The sequence below is a fragment of the Pseudomonas alcaligenes genome, assembly GCF_014490745.1.
GTDB lineage: Bacteria > Pseudomonadota > Gammaproteobacteria > Pseudomonadales > Pseudomonadaceae > Aquipseudomonas > Aquipseudomonas alcaligenes_C.
Map to the genome: position 1 here is coordinate 1,866,366 of NZ_LZEU01000001.1, position 18,635 is coordinate 1,885,000.

Sequence of the window (18,635 nt, forward strand, 5' to 3'; positions counted from 1 at the left end):
AGCGGCGCCCGCCACCTACACTGAGGTTTTGTGGTGGAGGTGGTGATGGCCCGGCAGGGACGGATGTTCGCGATGGCTTGCTTGGTGCTGGCCATGGCCCTGTGGGGCAGTTCCTTCATTGCCCTCAAGTTCGCCTTTGCCGAGTTGCCACCGATGTGGGTGATCTTCGGCCGCATGGCCCTGGGCAGCCTGGTGTTCCTGTTGGCCTGGCGCTGGCGTGGGCGCCTCGACTATCGCCCCGGTGACTGGCGCTACCTGCTGGCCCTGGCGGCTTGCGAGCCGTGCCTGTACTTCATCTTCGAGGCCCTGGCGCTGCAGCATACCAGCGCCACCCAGGCCGGTATGATCACTGCACTGCTGCCGCTGCTGGTGGCCGTGGGCGCCTTTGTCTTCCTGCGTGAGCGGGTGGCGCCGAGCACCCTGGCCGGCTTTCTGCTAGCGGTGGTCGGCGCCGTCTGGCTGAGCCTGGCTGGCGAGGTCGACGCCCATGCGCCGGCGCCGCTGCTGGGCAACTTCTACGAATTCCTCGCCATGCTCTGCGCCACCAGCTATACGCTGCTGTTGAAGTTTCTTTCCGAGCGCTACTCGCCCTTCGTCCTCACCGCCATGCAGGCGTTCATCGGCTCGCTGTTCTTCCTGCCGCTGGCGCTGTTCAGCGAGCCGCTGCCGAGCCAGTTCGGCCTGCTCGGCGTCGGTTCGGTGATCTACCTCGGCGTGGTGGTCACGGTCGGCGCCTACGGCCTGTACAACTTCGGCGTCAGTCGCCTGCCGGCCAGCCAGGCGTCCGGTTTCACCAACCTGCTGCCGGTATTCACCCTGGTGTTTGCCGCGTTGCTGCTGGGCGAGAGCCTGAATACGGCGCAGTACCTGGCCGCCGGGCTGGTGTTCATCGGCGTGGCGCTGAGCCAGTGGCGCAGCAGTGCGCCGGCGCCGGCCGGCATTCTGGATTGAGGGCAGGGGCATGAACGATCTACGCCAGTGGACTCGCGAGGCGGTACGCATCATCGAGGCGGACTTCCAGCGCAGTGCCGATACCCACCTGATTCCACTGGCGCTGCCCGGGCTGCCCGGTGTCGAGCTGTACTTCAAGGACGAGTCCAGCCACCCCACCGGCAGCCTCAAGCATCGCCTGGCCCGCTCGCTGTTCCTCTATGCCCTGTGCAATGGCTGGTTGCGTGAAGGCAAGCCGGTGATCGAGGCCTCCAGCGGCTCTACCGCCATCTCCGAAGCCTATTTCGCGCGCCTGCTGGGGCTGCCCTTCATCGCCGTGGTGCCGGCCTCCACGGCCCGCGAGAAGCTGGCGCAGATCGCCTTCTACGGCGGCCAGACCCACCTGGTCGACGACCCCACGCGCATCCACGCCGAATCCGTGCGCCTGGCCCAGGAGAGCGGCGGCCACTTCATGGATCAGTTCACCTACGCCGAACGAGCCACCGACTGGCGGGCGAACAACAACATCGCCGAGTCGATCTTCCAGCAGATGCGCCACGAGCATTTCCCCGAGCCGGCCTGGCTGGTGTCCAGCCCCGGTACTGGCGGCACCCTGGCCACCCTGGGGCGCTATGTACGCTACCGCCAGTACGCCACCCGCGTGCTCTGCGCCGATGCCGAGCGCTCGGTGTTCTACCCCAGCTACGTCAGCGGCGACCGCAGCCTGACCCTGGACTGCGGCTCGCGCATCGAGGGTATCGGCCGGCCGCGGGTCGAGCCGTCGTTCATGCCGCAGGTGCTGGACGCCGCCTGCCAGGTGCCCGACGCCTTGTCCCTGGCGGCCATGCACTACCTGGCGCGGCGCCTGAACCGGCGGGTTGGCGCCAGCAGCGGCACCAACCTGGTCGGCGCGCTGCTGGTGGCGCGGCAGATGGTGCAGCGGGGCGAACGTGGCTCGGTGGTGGCGATTCTCTGCGACGCCGGCGAGCGCTATGCCACCAGTTATTACGATGACGCCTGGCTGACAGCCCAGGGTTTCGACCTGGCGCCGCTGATCGCTGCGCTGGCGGCCTGCGCCGAGCGGGGTAGCGAGCTGCCCGACTTGCCCTGCAGCGGCCTGTAGCCGAGTCGCCGCGGAGCCGCCTGGGGCCAGGCTAGCCGGGCTTCTGCGGCACGGTGCGGTTCGCTTCCAGCGGCTTGAGCCAGGTCAACAGCACATCCAGCATGCGGTTGGCGAAGGCCCACTCGTTGTCGTACCAGGCCAGCACCTTGACCAGCTCGCCGCCCTGCACGCGGGTGTGGTTGAGGTCGACCACGCAGGACACCGGGTAGCCGTTGAAGTCGCAGGACACCAGCGGCAGCTCGTTGCACTCCATCACGCCGAGGGGGAACTGGCGGGCGGATTTCTGCAGGATGTCGTTGATCGCCTCGCGACTGGTCGGGTGTTCGCTGATGAAACTGAGGTCGAGCAGCGACACGTTGGCGGTGGGCACCCGCACTGCCATGCCGTCCAGGCGCCCGGCCAGTTCCGGAATCACCAGGCCGATGGTCTTGGCCGCGCCGGTGGCGGTGGGGATCATCGACTGGGCGGCGGCGCGGGCGCGGTAGAGGTCGTTGTGGGTCTTGTCCAGCAGGTTCTGGTCGTTGGTATAGGCGTGCACGGTGGTCATCAGGCCCTGGCGAATGCCCACCGCGGTGTGCAGCACCTGGGCCAGCGGCGCCAGGCAGTTGGTGGTGCAGGAGGCATTGGAAACCACCTGCTGATTGCCCAGCAGGTGATGGTTGACGCCGTAGACCACAGTCAGATCAGCACTGTCCAGCGGGTGCGAGAGCAGCACGCGGGGCGCGCCGGCGATCAGGTGCTGGTCGGCCAGCACGCGTTTCTTCAGTTTGCCGGTGCAGTCCACCACTGCATCGACGCCCAGACTCTTCCACGGCAGCTGGGTCAGTTCGCGTTCGCCGAGCAGGCGAATCGACTGGCCGTGCACCAGCAGCATGTCTTCATGCAGGGCGACCTGGCCGTTGAAGCGGCCGAAGGTGGAGTCGAAGCGGGTCAGGTGGGCGAGGGTCTTGAAGTCGCCGATCTCGTTGATCGCTTCGACATGCAGGTGGTTCTCCAGCCCGCGTTCGAACAGGGCACGGAGCAGGGCGCGACCGATGCGCCCGTATCCATTCAGGGCAATGCGCAGCATGGCAGTCTCCGACTGGCGGGTCTGCCCTCAGCATAGGCGCCCGCCAGCCGGCCTGCCCCGAATCAGTGGTTGCGAGCGCCGCCGAAGGCCGCGCAGCCGCGCTGCACCTGGCCGTCCAGGCGCAGTTCGGCGCTCAGGTGCTGCACGCTGCCGCTCATGCTGTCGCGGCAACGCTGCGGAGCGATCCACAGCTCCAGACGCTGGCCGTTGGCCTCGCTGCTGTAGTTGAAGCGGCCGTCTGGCAGCTGTTCTTCCAGGTAGGGCAGGGCCAGTGGTTCCTGGCCGGGGCGCAGCAGCACCAGGCCGCGGCCGGTCAGCTTGAGGTTCCACTCCGGCTCGTGGCCGCTGGCGCTCAGCACCAGGCGCTTGAAGTCGGGATCGGCGCAGCCGGGGCCCTCATGCTGGATGCGGTAGACCTCGCTCACCTGCAGCTCGCCGTCGGCGCCCGCTGCGCTGGTGCTGGGCTGGCCGCGCAGGTCGACGAACAACGGGCCGGCACCTTCGCGCCACAGTTCGCCGGCTTCGCGCACGAGGTCGCTGGCGCCGTCGTTGCGCAGCAGCAACTGGCGCTGCTCGCCGCAGGGCTGCAGGTGCAGCTGGCCGCCAGTCTGGCTCAGTTCGCCCTGCAGGCGTTCGCTGGGCAGCTGCGGCGCGTCGTCGTGGGCGGCGAACATCTGGCAGCCGGCGAACAGTGGCAGCAGGGTGAAAATCAGGACACGGGCAGGGGACATGGGGTTCTCCAGACAGGAAGCGGCCAAGGTACCCAGCGCCCGAGGCGGCCACAAGGGGACGGGCGCATTCGCCAGGGAGAAATTTTCAGCCACACTCAATCTCAGGTTAGCGCGCTTCAAGAGCCCTCCAGGCGGCCCGAAAGCCCCGTGCTTGTGCTACTTTCGCCGCCTCGCATAGCTCAAGAAGTTGCCCATGCAGAGCGTCCCGCTGAGTGTGACCATGGACAGAAACACCGGCTCAGGCCTGTCTTTCGCCAAGCGTATTTACCTGCCCCGTGCCATCGGCCTGGGTATCGGTTTCTTCTGCGTCGCCGCCGGGCTGTGGCCGCTGGCCATGCCGGGGTGGATCTGGGCGCTGCTGCTGTTCAACGGTTTCCTCTGGCCGCATGTGGCTTTCCAGGTGGCGCGCCTGGCCAAACAGCCTTACCAGTGCGAGCGCCGCAACCTGCTGCTGGACTCGGTGTTCGGTGGCTTCTGGGCCGGCGCCATGCAGTTCAATGCGCTGCCCACGGTGACCATCCTGGCGATGATGGCGATGAACAACATCGCCGCCGGCGGCGCGCGCTTCTTCCTTGCCGGCAGCCTGGCGCAACTCGGCGGTGCGCTGCTGGCGATGCTGCTGTTCGGTTTCTCCTTCAATCCGGCTACCAGCATGTTGCAGCTGTATGCCTGCCTGCCGATGCTGGTGCTCTATCCGCTGGCGCTGGGCCTGGTGTGCTACCAGCTGACCATCCGCCTGGCCGAGCACAAGCAGGCGTTGCGCGCGGTCAGCCGCACCGACAGCCTGACCCGGCTGTTCAACCACGGTTACTGGAAGGATCTGCTGCACCGCGAGTTCAGCAAGTGCCGGCACGGCGAGCAGCGCTCGACGGTGGCGCTGATCGACGTCGACCACTTCAAGGAGATCAACGACAGCCATGGCCACCTGGTCGGCGATAGCGTCCTGCGCCTGCTCAGCGAGCGCCTGGTGCTGAGCCTGCGCGAGGAGGATCTGGCCGGGCGCTACGGTGGCGACGAGTTTTGCGTGATCCTGCCGCATACCCCGCCGGTGCTGGCCTGCGAGGTGATGGAGCGCCTGCGCGTCGAGCTGGCGGAGATCCGTACCGAGCTGGCGCCGCAGCTGCGTATCAGCCTGAGCATCGGCCTGGCCGGCTACAGCCCGTTCCAGCTGGACGCCACCCACTGGCTCAAGGATGCCGACCAGGCGCTGTACCTGGCCAAGAGCGGTGGGCGCAATCGCGTGGTGCTGTCCAGCGAGGCCGCGGGGCATGCCCAAACGCCAGCGCTGGACGGCGAGCAGATGGCCGGCGACTACTGAAGCGGTGATTCCCAGGGCGCGGCATGCATGGCAGGCTAGTGGCCTTTTTCCTTCAACAAGGCTGCACCCATGTCCAGTGAGCTGGAGAGCCCGACAGCGGTCGAACCGCTGAATGCCGTCGAGGCGCGCATCCTCGGTTGCCTGATCGAGAAGCAGGCGACCACCCCGGAAACCTATCCCCTGACCCTCAACGCCCTGCTGCTGGCCTGCAACCAGAAGACCAGCCGCGAGCCGTTGATGAGCCTTACCGAAGGCCAGGTCGGCCAGAGCCTGCGCAGCTTGGAAGGCCGTGGCCTGGTGCGCCTGGTCATGGGCGGCCGCGCCGACCGCTGGGAGCAGCGCGCCGACAAGAGCCTGGAGCTGGTCAAGCCGCAGGTCGCGTTGCTCGGCCTGTTGCTGCTGCGCGGCCCGCAGACCCTCAACGAGTTGCTGACCCGCAGCAGCCGCCTGCACGACTTCGAGGATGTCGCCGAAGTACAGCACCAGCTCGAGCGCCTGGCCGGCCGCGGCCTGGCCTGCCTGCTACCGCGCCAGCCGGGGCAGCGCGAGGAGCGCTACATGCACCAGCTCGGCGAGGCGAGTGATCTCGAGGCCTTGCTGGCCGCCCGCAGTCAGGCCGACAGCGGCACGCCCCGGGCGCCGCTCGACGATGGCCGGGTAGCCGAACTGGAAGCGCGCATCGCGGCCCTGGAAGAGCGCCTGGCGCACCTGGAAGCACAGCTGGCGTGAAGGTCGTCATCGCTCCCGACTCGTTCAAGGAAAGCCTCCCGGCTGCGGCCGTGGCCGCCGCCATCGCCGCTGGCTGGCGCGCCGTGTGGCCGCAGGCCGAGCTGCTCTGCCGGCCGATGGCCGATGGCGGCGAAGGCACCCTGGATGCAGTGCTGGCCGCCACTGCAGGTGAGCGGCGCAGCTGTCGGGTCAGTGGCCCGCTGGGCGAGCCGGTAGAAGCCGCATGGGGTTGGCTGGCCGATAGCCGCACGGCGGTGATCGAGATGGCTGCGGCCAGCGGCCTGCACCTGTTGCCGGCGGGGCAGCGCGATGTGCTGCGGGCCAGTACCCGCGGCACCGGCGAACTGATTCTGGCGGCACTGGATGCCGGCGCCGCCCGCATCATCCTCGGCCTTGGCGGCAGCGCCACCAACGATGCCGGCAGCGGCCTGCTGCGCGCTCTTGGTGGCGAGCTGCTGGACGCTGCCGGGCAGCCGCTGGAAGAGGGTGGCGCGGCCCTGGCCGGGTTTGCCGAGCTGCGCCTGGCGGGGCTCGATCCACGCCTGGGCGGGGTCGAGTTCCAGGTTGCCTGCGATGTCGACAATCCCTTGTGTGGCAGCCATGGCGCGGCGCAGGTCTTTGCCCCGCAGAAAGGCGCCAGCGCCACGCAGGTGCTGCAGCTGGACGCGGCGCTCAGTCACTTCGCCGACTGCTGCGCGCTCCAGCTGGGCCGCGACGAGCGGCATTTTCCCGGTAGCGGTGCGGCCGGCGGGCTGGGTTTTGCCGCACGGACTTTCCTCGCGGCCAGCTTCCGCCCCGGCATCGAGCTGGTGGCCGAACTCAACGGCCTGGAGCAGGCGATCATCGGCGCCGATCTGGTGATTACCGGCGAGGGCCGCCTCGACGCGCAGACTCTGCACGGCAAGACGCCGCTGGGTGTGGCGCGCATCGCCCGGCGCCATGCTGTGCCGGTGATCGCCCTGGCCGGCAGCCTGGGTGAGGGTTACCAGGCGCTGTATGCCGAAGGTATCGACGCCGCTTTCAGCCTGGTGCCGGGGCCGCTCGAACTGGCACAGGCGCTGGCCGGCGCGGCGCCGCTGCTGGAGCAGCGCAGCCGCGACATCGCCCGTCTCTGGCAGCTGGCCGGGGCATGCTGAAGGTCGTCTTCAGGATTCGTTAAGACTGGCTGCGGATACTCCACTCCACGAATGATCCCGTGGAGGGAGCCCGATGAGCCACACCGAGTGGAATACCACTTTTCCTCTGTATTTCGGTAGCGACCCGGCGCGGCGTGCCAGCCTCTCGCTGGCCGCCGAGCAGGGCAGCCTGCGACTGGCCATGGAACGCTTCATCCAGGCGCGCTTCAACGAGGCCCATGGCGCCGAGGTGGCGCACTTCATGCCGGAACTGGTGGGCCTGCACGATCACGGCGACAACCTGATTGCCGTGGCCGGCGCGCGCCTGGCCGAGCAGGGCCGGCTGTTCCTCGAACAGTACCTGGACGAGCCGGTGCAGATGCGCATTTCGCGCATGGCCGGGCATCCGGTACGGCGCCAGGCCATAGTCGAGGTCGGCAACCTGGCCTCCAGCAGCGCCGGCAGCGCGCGCCTGATCATCATCGCCATGACCTGTCTGCTGGCCCGTCGCGGCCTCGATTGGGTGGTGTTTACCGGTGCCGCCAGCCTGGTCAACAGCTTCCGCCGCCTGGGCCTGGAACCCCTGCGGCTGTGCGAGGCGGATCCGCTGCGCCTGGGCGATGAGCGCCACAGCTGGGGCCAGTACTACGAGCAGTACCCGCAGGTGTTCGCCGGCAACATCCAGCTGGGCTACCGCCACCTCTGCCAGCAGGGGGTTCTGGAACGCCTGGGTTTTCCGCAACTGTGCCTGGAGGCGCCCCATGCAGCCTGAACTCGCCCACCTGAAACAGACCCTGCAGAGCCATGCCCAGCAGCAGCCGCAACGCCTGGCGCTGTGGGGCGACAGCACACGGGTGGATTACGGCCATCTGCTCGACGAGGTGCAGCAGCGCGAAGCGGTGCTGCGCGAGGCCGGCGTCGCGGTGTTCGCCCTGGCCCTGGAGAACGGCCCGCAGGCGCTGTTCTGGGATCTGGCTGCGCTGTTCGCCGGGGTCACCTGCGTGATCCTGCCGCCGTTCTTCAGCCCGGCCCAGCGTGCCCACTGCCTGCAACAGTCGGGTGCCGGCCTGGTGCTGGCTGAAGAGACACTGGGCGCCGAACTGCAAGCCTGCGGCTATCGCCAGGATGGCGAATTCTGGCGGCCACAGCAGGGCGTGGCGGGGCTGTCGCTGCTGCCGGGTACGGCCAAGATCACCTATACCTCCGGCACCACCGGGACGCCCAAGGGGGTGTGCCTGAGTGGCGAAACCATGCTGCGTGTGGCCCGCGAGCTGGAGCTGGTCAGCCGGGCCAAGGCGCCGCAGCACTACCTGGCCGTGCTGCCGTTGGCCGTACTGCTGGAGAACCTCGGCATCTACGCTGCCTTGCTGGCCGGCGCCACCGTCAGCCTGCCGAGCCAGCGCCAGTTGGGTATCAGCGGCGCCAGCGGGGTGGACTGGCCGCGCCTGCTCGGCATGCTGATGGCGCGTGGGGCACAGAGCCTGATCCTGGTGCCGCAGCTGCTGCTCGGTCTGGTCACGGCCATCGAGCGCGGCGCAGTGCCGGCCAGCGGCTTCCGTTTCATCGCCGTTGGCGGCGCCAAGGTCTCGCCCGATCTACTGCAGCGCGCCGCGCGGGTCGGCCTGCCGGTGTTCGAAGGCTATGGCCTGTCCGAGTGCGCTTCGGTGGTCTGTCTCAACCGCCCGGATGCCAGCCGCCCCGGCAGTGTCGGCCGGCCGCTGCCCCATGTGCAGGTGCGCCTGGCCGAGGATGGCGAGGTGCTGGTGCAGGGCTCGATTCTCAACGGTTACCTCGGCGAGCCAGCCTTCACTGGCCAGTGGTGGCCCACCGGCGATATCGGCGAGTTCGATGCGGATGGCTACCTGTATCTGCGCGGGCGCAAGAAGCACCAGTTCGTCACCAGCTTCGGGCGCAACGTCAATCCCGAATGGGTCGAGGCCGAACTGACCCAGCGCGGAGTCATCGCCCAGGCCTTCGTGCATGGCGAAAGCCTGCCGCGCAACGTTGCGCTGCTCTGGCCGCTGGATCCGAGCTGCCCGGATGCCATGCTGGCCAGCAGTGTGAGCGCGGCCAACCAGAGCCTGCCGGATTACGCCCGGGTGAGCAGCTGGATACGCCTGAATGAACCCTTTACCCCGGCCAATGGCTTGCTTACGGCCAATGGCCGACCACGGCGCGAGGCCATCCTGGCCCGCTACCAGAATCTGTTAGCCGAACCTGTTACCCCTTGAGGAGTTGAACATGAATTTCTTCGATGAACTGCAAGCTGCCACCACTGCCGAGCGCCAGGCCCTGTTCGAGGTGCCGGTGATTCGCGAGGCCCTCAGCGGCCAGGTCAGCCTGGACAGCTACGTGGCTTTCCTGACCCAGGCCTATTACCACGTGCGCCACACCGTACCGCTGATGATGGCCTGCGGTGCGCGTCTACCGGCCGGCAAAGAGTGGCTGCGCGCTGCCGTGCGCGACTATATCGAGGAGGAGTATGGCCACGAGCAGTGGATCCTCAACGACATCGCGGCCTGTGGCGGCAACCATCAAGCAGTGCGCGATGGCCAGCCGTCGCTGGCAATCGAGCTGATGGTCAGCTTCCTCTACGACACCATCGCCCGCGGCAACCCGGTGGGCCTGTTCGGCATGGTCAACGTGCTGGAAGGCACTAGCATCGCCCTGGCCACCCAGGCCGCGCAGACCATCCAGGGCCGCCTGGGTCTGCCCAAGGAAGCCTTCAGCTACCTGTTCTCCCATGGCTCGCTGGATATCGACCACATGGACAGCTACCGCAAACTGATGAACCAGCTCGACAGCGCCGAGGACAAGGCCGCGGTGATCCATGCCAGCAAGGTGGTCTACCGCCTGTATGCCGACATGTTCCGTGGCCTGCCGCGCAGCGGCGAGGAGCAGGTTCCGCGCGGGGTGCAGCATGCGACTGCCTGAGTGTCGGGCGCTGCTCACCGGCGCCAGCGGCGGCATCGGCCTGGCCCTGGCCGAGCAGCTATGCGCCGGTGGTGCGCAGCTGCTGGCGGTGTCGCGCCAGGGCCAGGGGCTGGACGAGCTGTGCCAGCGCTACCCCAAGCAGATCCGCCGGGTCGCGGCGGATCTGACCCGCAGCGACGGGCGCCAGGCAGTAGTCGAGGCCGCGCGGGCCATGGGCGGGCTCAACCTGCTGATCAACGCCGCTGGGGTCAATCGCTTCGCCCTGCTCGAGCAGCTGGATGACGCGCAGATCGCCGCGATGCTTGAACTCAACGTGATCGCCACCCTGCAGCTGACCCGCGCGCTGCTGCCGCTGCTGCGCCAGCAGCGGCATGCGCTGGTGGTAAATGTCGGCTCCACCTACGGTTCCATCGGCTACCCCGGCTATGCCACCTATTGCGCCAGCAAGTTTGCCCTGCGCGGCTTCTCCGAGGCGCTGCGTCGCGAACTGGCCGACACCGGTGTCGGCGTGTTGTACGTGGCGCCGCGGGCGACCCGCACCAGCATGAACAGCGACCAGGCGGTGGCGCTCAACGACGCGCTCAAGGTGAGCATGGATGCGCCGGCCAGTGTGGCCAGCGCGGTGATCGCCGCCGTCGCCGGCAAGCGCAGCGAGCTGTACCTGGGCTGGCCGGAAAAATTCTTCGTACGCCTCAACGGCATGCTGCCGCGCCTGGTCGACCGTGCCCTGCGCAAGCAACTGCCGCTGATCCGCCAGTTCAGTGAAAGCGCCAACAACAAGGAGTCGCGCCCATGAATAAATTGCTTACCCTTTGCCTGATGCTGGGCCTGAGCCTGCCCGCCTGGGCCCTGGATGAAGCCGGCAGCCAGCGCCTGCTGGAAGTGCAGCAGCGCTGGGCACAGATCCAGTACCAAGTTCCACAGGACGACAAGGCCAAGGCCTTCGAACAACTGGCGGCCAAGAGCGAGGCTTTCACCCGTGAGCAACCGCAGGCTGCCGAAGCCTGGATCTGGCATGGCATAGTCACCAGCAGTTGGGCCGGTGCCGAAGGCGGCCTGGGCGCGCTGGGCAAGGCCAAGGACGCCCGGCGCTTCCTGGAAAAATCCATCCAGCTCGATCCCCAGGCTCTGCAAGGTTCGGCCTATACCAGTCTGGGTACCCTGTATGACCGCGTGCCGGGCTGGCCAATAGGCTTCGGTGACGAGGAACAAGCGGAGAAACTGCTCCGGCAAGCGCTGCAGATCAACCCGCAGGGCATCGACAGTCTTTACTTCTGGGGCGACCATCTGTATCGCCAGGACAAGTACGCCGAAGCCCGCGATGCGCTGCTCAAGGCCAAGCAGGCGGCGCCGCGTCCGGGGCGTGAACTGGCCGATCAGGGCCGCCAGCAGGAAATCGACGCGCTGCTGAAAGTGGTCGAAGCCAAACTGAACTGAGGGCAATGCATGCGTTTGCTGCTGGTCGAGGATGACAGGGCGCTGGGCGAAGGGGTGCGTCTGGGCCTGCGCCAGGAAGGCTATACGGTGGACTGGCTGGAAGATGGCGCCAGTGCCCTGCATGCGTTGCTCAGCGAGAGCTTCGACCTGCTGGTGCTCGACCTCGGCCTGCCCAGGCTGGGCGGCATCCAGGTGCTGCAGCAGCTGCGCCAGAGCGGTTCGGCCCTGCCGGTGCTGATCCTTACCGCCCGCGATGCCACCGAGGATCGCATCGCCGGCCTGGATGCCGGGGCCGACGATTACCTGATCAAACCCTTCGACCTCGACGAGCTCAAGGCGCGCCTGCGTGCCTTGCTGCGGCGCAGCGCCGGGCGGGCGCAGTCGCGCATCGAGCATGCCGGGGTGTGCCTGGATCCGGCCAACCAGCAGGTCACCTACCAGGGCAAGGCCGTGCCGATGACGCCCAAGGAGTACCTGCTGCTGCACGAGCTGCTGTCACAGCCGGGCAAGGTGCTGACCCGCGAGCGCCTGGCCCAGTCGCTCTATGGCTGGGACGAGGAGGCTGAGAGCAATACCTTGGAGGTGCATATCCACCACCTGCGCAAGAAGCTGTTCAGCAACCTGATCCGCACCGTACGCGGGGTCGGCTATTTGGTGGAAGAGCAATGATGATCTCCATCCGCCGGCGCATCCTGGCCCTGGTGCTCGGCCTGCTGATGCTAGGTACGGCAGTGATTGCGCTGTTCAACTACATCGACACCTCCCACGAGATCACCGAGATCTACGATGCCCAGCTGGCGCAGACCGCGCGTCTGCTGCAGGGGGTGATGCAGATGCCGCTGCAGGGCGTGGAGCGGGCCCATCTCTACGAGGCCTTCAACAGTGCCCTGGAGCGCGCCGGGCAGCGCAAGCCGGGGCATCCTTACGAAAGCAAGCTGGCCTTCCAGGTGTGGAGCAACACCGGCGAGCTGCTGGTCAGCACCGTCAGCGCGCCGCACCTGGCCGCCCCTCCGAAGCGCCCCGGCTACGCCAATATCGACCTGGGCGAGCACCAGTGGCGCGGTTTTCTGCTGCAGGACGAGCGCCAGGCCGTGTTGATCTGGGTCGGTGAGCGCGACGACGTGCGCCAGGATCTGGTCGGACGCATTGTCCGTCACAGCCTGTGGCCCAGTCTGATCGGCATTCCGCTGCTCGCCGCGCTGGTCTGGTGGGCTATCGGCTGGGGCCTGCAGCCGCTGCGCAACATGGCTGCGGTGATCCAGGGCAGGCATGCCGATTCCCTCGAGCCGCTGCAGCTGGTGCCATTGCCCAGCGAGCTGGCGCCGATGCAGGCGGCGCTCAACCGCCTGCTGTTCCAGATCGACCAGGTGCTGGAGCGCGAGCGGCGCTTCATCGCCGATGCCGCCCACGAAATGCGCACGCCGCTGGCGGTGCTGCGTATCCATGTGCAGAACGCCATCCAGGCCAAGGACGAGGCGCAGCGCCGCGAATCGCTGGATTTCCTGATCGGCGGCATCGACCGCGCTACCCGGGTGGTCAACCAGCTGTTGACCATGGCCAGAGTCGAACCGGCCCTGGCCAAGGGTAACTGGCCGAGCATCGATCTGCAGGTGGTGGTGCGCGAAAGCCTGGCCGAGCTGACCCCCTGGCTGCTCAAGCAGGGCCTGGAGCTGTCGCTGGAGGTGGGCGAGGGTGACTACCGGATCAGCGCCGACTCCGCCGCCATCGGCATCGCCCTGCAGAACCTGGTGACCAACGCGGTCAACTTCTCGCCGGCCAGCGGCCAGGTGCGGGTACTGCTGGCCAGCACGCCGCAGGCCATACGCCTGAGCGTCGAGGATCAGGGCCCGGGCATCGCCGCAGAGGAGCAGGCGCGGGTCTTCGAGCGCTTCTACAGCCGCGACAACAGCCAGGGCGCCGGCCTCGGCCTGGCCATAGTGCAGGTGATCGCCGAGCGCCTGGGCGGGCATATCGAACTGGCCAACCGTGCTGAGGGCGGTTTGCGCGCCAGCCTGGAGCTGCCGCGCATGGCGGGCTGAATTGGCTATCATGCAGCCTCCATCGTTTGAGTGAATGCCTGCCATGACCGCTACACCTTCGTTGCTTGCCGAACTGCAGAACGCCGACATGCTGCTGATCGACGATCTGCATGCCTGGCAGTTCGACCTTCAGCCCCAGGCCGAGGGCGAGCAGGTGCTGCTCAGGGTCGAGTGCATGGACGGGCGCACCCGTCGGGTCTGGAGCTTCAGCGCGGCAGCGGTGGCGGCCGCCCGAGCGGGCGAGGGCAGCTGGACGATTACCGATGCGACGGGCGAGCACCAACTGGTCTGCCTGGGTGCAGTGGTGGCCGAGAACGACGACGAGGCGGACGAGGCGCCTGCCGAGGATTGAGTTTGCGAGGTGGCGCGATGATCCAGTGCAAGCGCGTATATGAGCCGCTGGCCGCCGACGATGGCGTGCGCGTGCTGGTCGACCGCCTGTGGCCGCGTGGCTGCAGCAAAGACAGCCTGGGCCTCAATGCCTGGCTGCGCGACGTAGCGCCCTCGGCCGAGTTGCGCAAGAACTTCTGCCATGACCCGGCGCTGTTCGATGAATTCCGCCTGCTCTATCGCGGCGAGCTGGCGGCGCATCCCGAACACTGGCAGGGCCTGCTGGAAATGGCCGCCAAGGGCCGCCTGACCCTGCTGTTCGCCGCCCGCGAGGAACAGCAGAACAACGCTCGGGTGCTGGCTGAATTCCTCGAGGAAGAGCTGGAGCGGCGCGGGCCGTCCAGCTCGCCGGTGTGCTACGCCGACGAACCGGGTTAGCCGGAGAACTCCGCGTCGCTGCGCGGCAGCTGTGGCGCCTGTTCATCCAGGGACTGGCGGTAGCGAATGCAGCCACGCATGAACTGCGGCCAGGCCGGTACCGTGGCAATGCGCCCGGCCTGTTCCGGCAGCAGGGCCCAGAGATCCGGGTGATACCAGCACAGGTCGTGGCCCGAGCAGTCGCGGTGGGCGCGGATGCCAGCGCGCAGGCGCTTCACTTCGGCCAGCAGCTGGTCATACGAAAAGCCTTGCAGATCGTCGTCCATGGGGCACCTCCGCTGCTGTGTGGAGTGCCCAGCATAGTCCGCTAAAGGCTTTTAACGCTGTGGGGCGATAGCGAGGTTCTATTCGTCTGGCAGGGTTATTCTCTTTAATATGTTGGTCGTAATTTAACCGAGTTTGCTGCACTAAGACGACCACCCACCTGAGGAGATCCGCAATGAATACGCACAACAAGCACGGCAAGGCCTTGGTCACCGGCGCTTCGTCCGGGATTGGCGCCACTTACGCCGAACGCCTGGCCCGACGTGGCTACGATCTGCTGCTGGTGGCCCGCGATGAAGCGCGCCTGCAGGCCATGGCCGAGTGGCTGGCCGGCGAGTACGGGGTCGGGGTCGAGGTGCTCAAGGCCGACCTGACCCGCAAGGCCGATATTCAAACGGTGGCACAGCGCCTGCGCAGCGACGGCGCCATCCGCCTGCTGGTGAACAATGCCGGCGTGGCCATGAACGGTACCCTGGCCGAGGCCGATGGCGAGCGGGTTGATGCCTTGCTGCAGCTCAATATCGCCGCGGTCACCCATCTGGCCGCAGCGGCTGCAACAGCCTTCACGGCAGCCGGGCGTGGCGCCATCATCAACATCGCTTCGGTGGTGGCCCTGGCGCCGGAGATGTTCAATGCCGTCTACAGCGCCTCCAAGGCCTATGTGCTGAGCCTGAGCCAGACCCTGCATGGCGAGATCGGCAAGCAGGGCGTGCAGGTGCAGGCGGTGCTGCCAGGCGTAACCCGTACCGAGATCTGGGAGCGCAGCGGCATCGACGAGGCGGCCTTGCCGGCCGAGATGATCATGGAAGTAGGCGAGATGGTTGATGCGGCGCTGGCTGGTTTCGACCAGGGCGAGCTGGTGACCATCCCGTCGCTGCCCGATGCCGCCGACTGGCAGGCCCTGGTCAGCGCTCGCGCCAAGCTGGGGCCGAATCTTTCGCGCAATAGCGCCGCGGCACGTTACAAGTAGGTCGATGGATAACGAACGCCCCGTCGCTTGTGGCGGGGCGTTTTGCTGTGGGCTTACTGAGCGGCTTTGGTCTGCTCGATCAACAGATGGCGGGTGCCCTGCAGCAGGCGATCGGCCAACTCGGGATCCTTCACGCTGCGCGATAACAGCAGGGCGCCAACCATGGCCGAGAGCACCAGTACGCTCTGCTCGGCGGCCGTGTCGCCGGGCAGGTGGCTTTCCAGCATGCTCAGGCGTTCGCGAATAACCTGGTCGGTCAGCTCGCTGGGCTGGCCGCGCTGGCCCAGTTCGGCGCACATGGTGGTCAGCGGGCAGCCGGCGCCGGGGTTGGCGCGGTGGGCAGGCGACAGGTAGCGACTAATAAAGGTGGCAACTGGCGTGGCACTGCTCAGGCTCTCTTCAGCGCTACCCTTGAGCTGCTCGGTGGCGTGCTGCAGGGCGATTTCCACCAGCTCGTCCTTGGATTTGAAGTGCGCATAGAAGCCGCCGTGGGTCAGGCCCAGGGCCTTCATCAGCGGTTGCAGCCCGGTTGCGCCGACACCGTCCTGGCGGAACAGGCGTGCTGCTTCTTCGATGATGCGTTGGCGGGTCTTGGCTTTGTGGTCTTCGGCGTAGCGCATGGTGCGGCGATCTCGCAGGATTCAGATGCTGAGTGTCATCTTAACCTGTGCCGGGCGCGGACGGCAGTCCGGGTGATGCGCGGCAACGCAGTGTTTGGCTGCGTTGCCGCGGAGGCGTCAGTTGCTGACGGCTTCGAGCAGGGTGGCCACGCCCTGGCCGCCGGCAATGCACTGGGTGGCGACGGCGTAGCGGCCGCCAGTGCGTTTGAGCAGCGCGGCGGCTTTGCCGGTAATGCGCGCGCCGGTGGCGCCCAGCGGATGGCCGAGGGCGAGGGCGCCGCCATCCAGGTTGACCCGGGCCATGTCCAGGCCCAATTCGCGCACGCAGGCGATGGACTGGCTGGCGAAGGCTTCGTTGATTTCCACCAGGTCGATGTCGGCGATGCTCAGGCCGGCACGCTCCAGCACTTTGCGGGTCGCGACCACCGGGCCCATGCCCATGATCTCCGGCGCGCAACCGCCAACGGCGACGGCCTTGATGCGGGCGAGGATCCCCAGGCCACGGCTGCGGGCAAACTCCTCGGTGCACACCAGTACGGCGGCGCTGCCGTCGGTCAGCGGCGAGGAAGTCGCGGCAGTGACGCTGCCGCCGAAAGCCGGCTTGAGGCCGGCCAGGGCTTCGAGGTTGGTGCCGGGGCGGATGCAGCCGTCTTCGACGACCACGCCGTCCGGAGTCTCCACGGCGAGGATCTCGTCCTTGAAGTAGCCGAGCTCACGGGCGCGCGCGGCCTTGGCATGGGATTCGACGGCCATGGCTTCCTGTTCTTCGCGGCTGATAGCAAAGCGCTTGGCCACTTCCTCGGCAGTGTGTCCCATGGCCATGTACACCTGTGGGAAGTTCTGCATCAGCGTCGGGTTGGGCGAGATGTTGAAGCCGCCCATGGGCACGCGGGTCATGGATTCGACGCCGGCGCAGAGGAAGGCCTCGCCGGCGCCGAGCATGATCTGTCCGGCGGCGAAGTGCACCGAGGTCATGGACGAGCCGCAGAAGCGGTTGACCGTAGCGCCGCCCAGGGTCTCGGGGAAGCCGGCGCGGAAGCTGGCGATGCGGGCGATATTCATGCCCTGTTCGGCCTCGGGGTAGGCGCAGCCCATGATCACGTCCTCCAGCTGGCTGGGATCGAGATCGAGCTTGTTGACCAGGCCTTTCAATACTTGGGCGGCCAGGTCGTCGGGACGCAGATTGATCAGGCCGCCTTTCTTGGCGAAGTGGAACGGCGAACGGGCATAGCCGGCGATAACGATGGAGGTCATGGCAATGATCCTGCGAGTCCGGTGGTATGGGGCTTGCCGGTATCGATTCGGCAAGCGGTCTGGCAAATATATTATTAGCGTAATTTAATTGATTCGTATAGATGTTGATCGTAATTTAATGATTCTGGCGCAGGGCTAGGGCGCCTGGCCTATGGTTCAGTGCGGGGGCGCGTCTGGCCTGCTTTCTTCTATATAAGGCTGCCGGTCACTGTGGCCAGCAGGGTTGCTTTGCTGAGGAGTTTTTCATGAGCGTTTACGACGTGGTGGTGATCGGTGGCGGGCCAGGTGGCTACAACGCGGCCATCCGCGCCGGTCAGCTGGGGCTCAAGGTGGCCTGTGTCGAGGGGCGCGAGACGCTGGGCGGTACCTGCCTGAATGTCGGCTGCATGCCATCGAAAGCCCTGCTGCATGCTTCTGAGTTGTATGAGGCGGCATGCGGAGCGGAGTTCGCCACCTTGGGAATCGAGGTCAAGCCGACCCTCAATCTGGCGCAGATGATGAAGCAGAAGGAGCAGAGCGTTGCCGCACTGACCAAAGGCATCGAGTTCCTCTTTCGCAAGAACAAGGTGGACTGGATCAAGGGCTGGGGCCGCCTGGATGGTGTCGGCAAGGTGCTCGTTAGCCAGGCAGACGGCAGCCAGTTGCAGTTGCAGGCCAAGGACATCGTGATCGCCACGGGCTCGGAGCCGACGCCGTTGCCGGGGGTACCCTTCGATAATCAGCGCATTCTCGACTCCACGGGGGCTCTGTCCCTGCCGCAGGTGCCCAAGCATCTGGTGGTGGTCGGCGCCGGGGTGATCGGCCTGGAGCTGGGCTCGGTCTGGCGCCGGCTGGGCAGCGAGGTGACGGTTATCGAATACCTGGATCGGATCTGCCCGGGACTGGACGGGGAAACCGGCAAGACCCTGCAGCGTGCTCTGAGCAAGCAGGGCATGACGTTCCGCCTGGGCACTAAGGTCAAGGCGGCGGAGGTCACGGCCCAGGGAGTGAGCCTGACGCTGGAACCGGCGGCTGGCGGCGAGTTGCAGACACTGCAGGCCGATCATGTGTTGGTGGCGATCGGACGACGGCCCTATACGACGGGGCTGGGGCTGGAGTCGGTCGGTCTGTCGACTGACCGGCGTGGCCAGCTGGACAATCAGCGGCACGCGACGGCTGTGCCGGGAATTTGGGTGATCGGCGACGTTACTTCAGGACTGATGCTGGCGCACAAGGCTGAAGATGAAGCGATTGCCTGCATCGAGCGAATCGCTGGTCATGCGGCCGAGGTCAACTATGGGGTGATCCCCGGCGTCATCTATACCAGTCCGGAGGTGGCCAGCGTCGGCAAGACC

The 18,635-nt window shown here is 66.9% G+C and carries 21 protein-coding genes (1 of these 21 only partly in view); 16 read left to right on the top strand and 5 right to left on the bottom strand.

What is annotated here, in order from left to right:
- The first annotated feature begins 45 nt into the window (after positions 1-45).
- Both A9179_RS08400 and A9179_RS08405 read left to right on the top strand, forming a co-directional pair.
- A complete protein-coding gene (locus tag A9179_RS08400; RefSeq protein WP_187805372.1) occupies positions 46-951 on the top strand; it encodes a DMT family transporter in 906 nt (301 codons plus the stop codon).
- A 10-nt stretch (positions 952-961) separates the two neighbouring features.
- The gene (locus A9179_RS08405) at positions 962-2,053 is read left to right on the top strand and encodes a PLP-dependent cysteine synthase family protein (protein WP_187805373.1); all 1,092 of its coding nucleotides are present in this window, start codon (positions 962-964) and stop codon (positions 2,051-2,053) included.
- A gap of 31 nt (positions 2,054-2,084) precedes the next feature.
- Here A9179_RS08405 and gap read toward each other — a convergent pair whose 3' ends face one another.
- The gene (gene gap / locus A9179_RS08410; protein WP_187805374.1) at positions 2,085-3,122 is read right to left on the bottom strand and encodes a type I glyceraldehyde-3-phosphate dehydrogenase; all 1,038 of its coding nucleotides are present in this window, start codon (positions 3,120-3,122) and stop codon (positions 2,085-2,087) included.
- A gap of 62 nt (positions 3,123-3,184) precedes the next feature.
- Complete coding sequence (locus tag A9179_RS08415; protein WP_187805375.1) at positions 3,185-3,853, bottom strand: COG3650 family protein; 669 nt, start codon at positions 3,851-3,853, stop codon at positions 3,185-3,187.
- Between the two features lie 220 nt (positions 3,854-4,073).
- Here A9179_RS08415 and A9179_RS08420 point away from each other — a divergent pair, with 220 nt between their 5' ends.
- The 12 genes from A9179_RS08420 to A9179_RS08475 all read left to right on the top strand — a co-directional run bounded on the left by A9179_RS08420 (position 4,074) and on the right by A9179_RS08475 (position 14,193).
- Positions 4,074-5,171 (top strand): diguanylate cyclase, encoded by a 1,098-nt coding sequence (locus tag A9179_RS08420; RefSeq protein ID WP_187805376.1) that lies wholly within the window; start codon positions 4,074-4,076, stop codon positions 5,169-5,171.
- Positions 5,172-5,240: 69 nt separating this feature from the next.
- Complete coding sequence (locus A9179_RS08425) at positions 5,241-5,900, top strand: YceH family protein (protein WP_187805377.1); 660 nt, start codon at positions 5,241-5,243, stop codon at positions 5,898-5,900.
- Positions 5,897-7,036 carry a glycerate kinase gene (locus tag A9179_RS08430; protein ID WP_187805378.1) on the top strand — a complete coding sequence of 380 codons (1,140 nt, stop codon included), beginning with the start codon at positions 5,897-5,899 and terminating at the stop codon, positions 7,034-7,036. The genes A9179_RS08425 and A9179_RS08430 overlap by 4 nt, the downstream gene beginning before the upstream one ends.
- Before the next feature lie 73 nt (positions 7,037-7,109).
- The gene (locus A9179_RS08435; protein ID WP_187805379.1) at positions 7,110-7,787 is read left to right on the top strand and encodes a thermostable hemolysin; all 678 of its coding nucleotides are present in this window, start codon (positions 7,110-7,112) and stop codon (positions 7,785-7,787) included.
- Positions 7,777-9,246 carry an AMP-binding protein gene (locus tag A9179_RS08440; RefSeq protein ID WP_187805380.1) on the top strand — a complete coding sequence of 490 codons (1,470 nt, stop codon included), beginning with the start codon at positions 7,777-7,779 and terminating at the stop codon, positions 9,244-9,246. The genes A9179_RS08435 and A9179_RS08440 overlap by 11 nt, the downstream gene beginning before the upstream one ends.
- 10 nt (positions 9,247-9,256) lie before the next feature.
- A complete protein-coding gene (locus tag A9179_RS08445) occupies positions 9,257-9,949 on the top strand; it encodes a TenA family transcriptional regulator (protein WP_187805381.1) in 693 nt (230 codons plus the stop codon).
- Positions 9,936-10,745 (top strand): SDR family oxidoreductase, encoded by an 810-nt coding sequence (locus A9179_RS08450; RefSeq protein ID WP_187805382.1) that lies wholly within the window; start codon positions 9,936-9,938, stop codon positions 10,743-10,745. Before A9179_RS08445 ends, A9179_RS08450 begins: the two co-directional genes overlap by 14 nt.
- Positions 10,742-11,386: a tetratricopeptide repeat protein gene (locus tag A9179_RS08455; protein WP_187805383.1), complete on the top strand. Its 645-nt coding sequence runs from the start codon at positions 10,742-10,744 to the stop codon at positions 11,384-11,386. Before A9179_RS08450 ends, A9179_RS08455 begins: the two co-directional genes overlap by 4 nt.
- 9 nt (positions 11,387-11,395) lie before the next feature.
- Complete coding sequence (locus A9179_RS08460; protein ID WP_187805384.1) at positions 11,396-12,055, top strand: response regulator; 660 nt, start codon at positions 11,396-11,398, stop codon at positions 12,053-12,055.
- A complete protein-coding gene (locus A9179_RS08465) occupies positions 12,055-13,425 on the top strand; it encodes an ATP-binding protein (protein WP_187808535.1) in 1,371 nt (456 codons plus the stop codon). Before A9179_RS08460 ends, A9179_RS08465 begins: the two co-directional genes overlap by 1 nt.
- Before the next feature lie 43 nt (positions 13,426-13,468).
- On the top strand, positions 13,469-13,777 hold the full coding sequence (locus tag A9179_RS08470; protein ID WP_187805385.1) for a DUF5629 family protein: 309 nt from the start codon (positions 13,469-13,471) through the stop codon (positions 13,775-13,777).
- Positions 13,778-13,794: 17 nt separating this feature from the next.
- Positions 13,795-14,193 (top strand): DUF488 domain-containing protein, encoded by a 399-nt coding sequence (locus tag A9179_RS08475; RefSeq protein WP_187805386.1) that lies wholly within the window; start codon positions 13,795-13,797, stop codon positions 14,191-14,193.
- Here A9179_RS08475 and A9179_RS08480 read toward each other — a convergent pair.
- Positions 14,190-14,459 (bottom strand): hypothetical protein, encoded by a 270-nt coding sequence (locus A9179_RS08480; RefSeq protein WP_187805387.1) that lies wholly within the window; start codon positions 14,457-14,459, stop codon positions 14,190-14,192. The genes A9179_RS08475 and A9179_RS08480 overlap by 4 nt on opposite strands.
- Before the next feature lie 173 nt (positions 14,460-14,632).
- Between A9179_RS08480 and A9179_RS08485 the strand changes: the two genes are divergently transcribed.
- On the top strand, positions 14,633-15,427 hold the full coding sequence (locus A9179_RS08485) for an SDR family NAD(P)-dependent oxidoreductase (RefSeq protein WP_187805388.1): 795 nt from the start codon (positions 14,633-14,635) through the stop codon (positions 15,425-15,427).
- A 53-nt stretch (positions 15,428-15,480) separates the two neighbouring features.
- On the opposite strand, the gene A9179_RS08490 is transcribed toward A9179_RS08485, so the two are convergent.
- Positions 15,481-16,047, bottom strand: coding sequence for a TetR/AcrR family transcriptional regulator (locus tag A9179_RS08490; RefSeq protein WP_187805389.1), 567 nt, complete (start codon positions 16,045-16,047; stop codon positions 15,481-15,483).
- Between the two features lie 117 nt (positions 16,048-16,164).
- The gene (locus A9179_RS08495) at positions 16,165-17,301 is read right to left on the bottom strand and encodes a thiolase family protein (protein WP_223123183.1); all 1,137 of its coding nucleotides are present in this window, start codon (positions 17,299-17,301) and stop codon (positions 16,165-16,167) included.
- Between the two features lie 245 nt (positions 17,302-17,546).
- Here A9179_RS08495 and lpdA point away from each other — a divergent pair, with 245 nt between their 5' ends.
- Positions 17,547-18,635 carry the 5' portion of a dihydrolipoyl dehydrogenase gene (lpdA, locus tag A9179_RS08500; RefSeq protein WP_187805390.1) on the top strand. Its footprint extends 312 nt past the window's final position, so 1,089 of the gene's 1,401 nt are visible here — the first part of the coding sequence; its start codon is at positions 17,547-17,549; the stop codon falls past the right edge of the window.

Bases quoted from the DNA above. Each gene is read 5' to 3' on its own strand.
- A9179_RS08400 (WP_187805372.1), top strand. From the start codon at position 46: ATGGCCCGGCAGGGACGGATGTTCGCGATGGCTTGCTTGGTGCTGGCC.
- A9179_RS08405 (WP_187805373.1), top strand. From the start codon at position 962: ATGAACGATCTACGCCAGTGGACTCGCGAGGCGGTACGCATCATCGAG.
- gap (WP_187805374.1), bottom strand. From the start codon at position 3,122: ATGCTGCGCATTGCCCTGAATGGATACGGGCGCATCGGTCGCGCCCTG.
- A9179_RS08415 (WP_187805375.1), bottom strand. From the start codon at position 3,853: ATGTCCCCTGCCCGTGTCCTGATTTTCACCCTGCTGCCACTGTTCGCC.
- A9179_RS08420 (WP_187805376.1), top strand. From the start codon at position 4,074: ATGGACAGAAACACCGGCTCAGGCCTGTCTTTCGCCAAGCGTATTTAC.
- A9179_RS08425 (WP_187805377.1), top strand. From the start codon at position 5,241: ATGTCCAGTGAGCTGGAGAGCCCGACAGCGGTCGAACCGCTGAATGCC.
- A9179_RS08435 (WP_187805379.1), top strand. From the start codon at position 7,110: ATGAGCCACACCGAGTGGAATACCACTTTTCCTCTGTATTTCGGTAGC.
- A9179_RS08440 (WP_187805380.1), top strand. From the start codon at position 7,777: ATGCAGCCTGAACTCGCCCACCTGAAACAGACCCTGCAGAGCCATGCC.
- A9179_RS08445 (WP_187805381.1), top strand. From the start codon at position 9,257: ATGAATTTCTTCGATGAACTGCAAGCTGCCACCACTGCCGAGCGCCAG.
- A9179_RS08450 (WP_187805382.1), top strand. From the start codon at position 9,936: ATGCGACTGCCTGAGTGTCGGGCGCTGCTCACCGGCGCCAGCGGCGGC.
- A9179_RS08455 (WP_187805383.1), top strand. From the start codon at position 10,742: ATGAATAAATTGCTTACCCTTTGCCTGATGCTGGGCCTGAGCCTGCCC.
- A9179_RS08460 (WP_187805384.1), top strand. From the start codon at position 11,396: ATGCGTTTGCTGCTGGTCGAGGATGACAGGGCGCTGGGCGAAGGGGTG.
- A9179_RS08465 (WP_187808535.1), top strand. From the start codon at position 12,055: ATGATCTCCATCCGCCGGCGCATCCTGGCCCTGGTGCTCGGCCTGCTG.
- A9179_RS08470 (WP_187805385.1), top strand. From the start codon at position 13,469: ATGACCGCTACACCTTCGTTGCTTGCCGAACTGCAGAACGCCGACATG.
- A9179_RS08475 (WP_187805386.1), top strand. From the start codon at position 13,795: ATGATCCAGTGCAAGCGCGTATATGAGCCGCTGGCCGCCGACGATGGC.
- A9179_RS08480 (WP_187805387.1), bottom strand. From the start codon at position 14,459: ATGGACGACGATCTGCAAGGCTTTTCGTATGACCAGCTGCTGGCCGAA.
- A9179_RS08485 (WP_187805388.1), top strand. From the start codon at position 14,633: ATGAATACGCACAACAAGCACGGCAAGGCCTTGGTCACCGGCGCTTCG.
- A9179_RS08490 (WP_187805389.1), bottom strand. From the start codon at position 16,047: ATGCGCTACGCCGAAGACCACAAAGCCAAGACCCGCCAACGCATCATC.
- A9179_RS08495 (WP_223123183.1), bottom strand. From the start codon at position 17,301: ATGACCTCCATCGTTATCGCCGGCTATGCCCGTTCGCCGTTCCACTTC.